We start from the raw sequence: 1,324 nt of genomic DNA, 5'->3' as shown, positions 1-1,324 counted from the left end.
CAGCCTGTTGAAATTCGCCGCGATGATTACGCCCACTGCTTCTGGCAGCAGCGGTCGCGCTCGTTTACTTCCCGTTTAGGGCGCCAATCGATGGAAATAGCCCGATTTGGCGTGCTCCAGGCGCACCTTCCCCGTCAACGCGCTCATGCCATTGAGCCTGTAGCCAGCAGCTTCGGCAGGCGCACCAGGTTGCTTGCCGCCATGGCCAGCTGGAACAGCGCGTCGACACGCTCAAGTCCGCGTTGCTTCACCTGGCGCAGCCCGGCCGCCGCCTTGAGCCAGCCGAAGTGGGTTTCGATCCAGGCGCGAATCTTCAGGCTCAGACCATAGCCGGCGTGGCGCGTGGTACGGCCATCGATGGCGCTGCGCCGACCATTGGTGTTCTGCGCAACATGGGGTGTCACGCCGAGGGCACGACAGGCGGCCACGAAGTCTGCCGTGTCGTAAGCCTTGTCCGCGGCCAGGGTGCGTCGACGGCGACCACCCAGCTTGCTCAGCATCGCCAGCGCGGCTTCGCGTTCGCCATGGCCACCGGCCAGAGTCACATGAGCACTGCGCACCAGGCCACTGCGGTGCTCCATCAGCACATGCCCCATGTAACTCAGCTGCGCGCCGGTGTTGTGGCTCTTGCGGTACAGCCGGGCATCCGGATCGCTGGTCGAGGCGTGGGTGTCGTTGCTGCGCTTGTGCCCCTTGAAGTCCGGCGGGGCATTGCGCGGGCCGGGGCCCGGGTCGTCTGGCGTATCGTCCTTGGGACGGAAACTCTTCTGAGAGGCCCAGGCTTGCAGCAATGTGCCGTCGACCGAGAAGTGCTCATCCGAGATCAGCCCCTGCTTCTCCGCCAGGCGTACCACCTCGCTCAGAAACTCAGCGGCCACTGCCTGAGCATTGAGGCGGTCACGATTCTTCGAGAAGACCGAGTGATCCCACACCGGATCATCAATGGCCAGGCCGACGAACCAGCGGAACAGCAGGTTGTAGCCCAGCTGCTCCATCAGCATCCGCTCGCTGCGCAGCGAGTAGAACAACTGCAGCAACTGCGCCCGCATCAGCTTCTCGGGGGCGATCGAGGCGCGGCCGGTGTCGGCATACAAGGTGTCGAACAGGGCGCTCATCCGCTGCAGAGCGGTGTCTGCCAGCTTGCGGATGGCGCGCAGTGGGTGAGTCGCTGGCACGAAGTCATCGAGCTTGGCGACAGTGAACAAGGATTCCTGAGTGATATCGGCGCCACGCATGGAAATCGGGGTTCCCGGCAGATTGGAGCCGATATCGTAAACCTTACACGGCAAAGTCAGACAGGCCGTAGGCGAATTTCAACAGGCTG

1 protein-coding gene is annotated in these 1,324 nt (G+C 63.4%); it reads right to left on the bottom strand.

What is annotated here, in order from left to right; translation table 11 throughout:
• Window positions 1–143: 143 nt before the first annotated feature.
• The gene (locus BMZ23_RS14740) at window positions 144–1,235 is read right to left on the bottom strand and encodes an IS5-like element ISPa8 family transposase (protein ID WP_093479095.1); all 1,092 of its coding nucleotides are present in this window, start codon (window positions 1,233–1,235) and stop codon (window positions 144–146) included.
• Window positions 1,236–1,324 lie beyond the last annotated feature (89 nt).

Origin of the sequence: Halopseudomonas yangmingensis (genome assembly GCF_900114825.1) — a bacterium.
Taxonomy (GTDB): domain Bacteria; phylum Pseudomonadota; class Gammaproteobacteria; order Pseudomonadales; family Pseudomonadaceae; genus Halopseudomonas; species Halopseudomonas yangmingensis.
Note: the sequence above shows the minus strand (reverse complement) of the source record. Positions and strands in the feature narration are given on the sequence as shown.

Coding starts and splice junctions, on each gene's coding strand:
- BMZ23_RS14740 (WP_093479095.1), bottom strand. CDS start 1,235: ATGCGTGGCGCCGATATCACTCAGGAATCCTTGTTCACTGTCGCCAAG.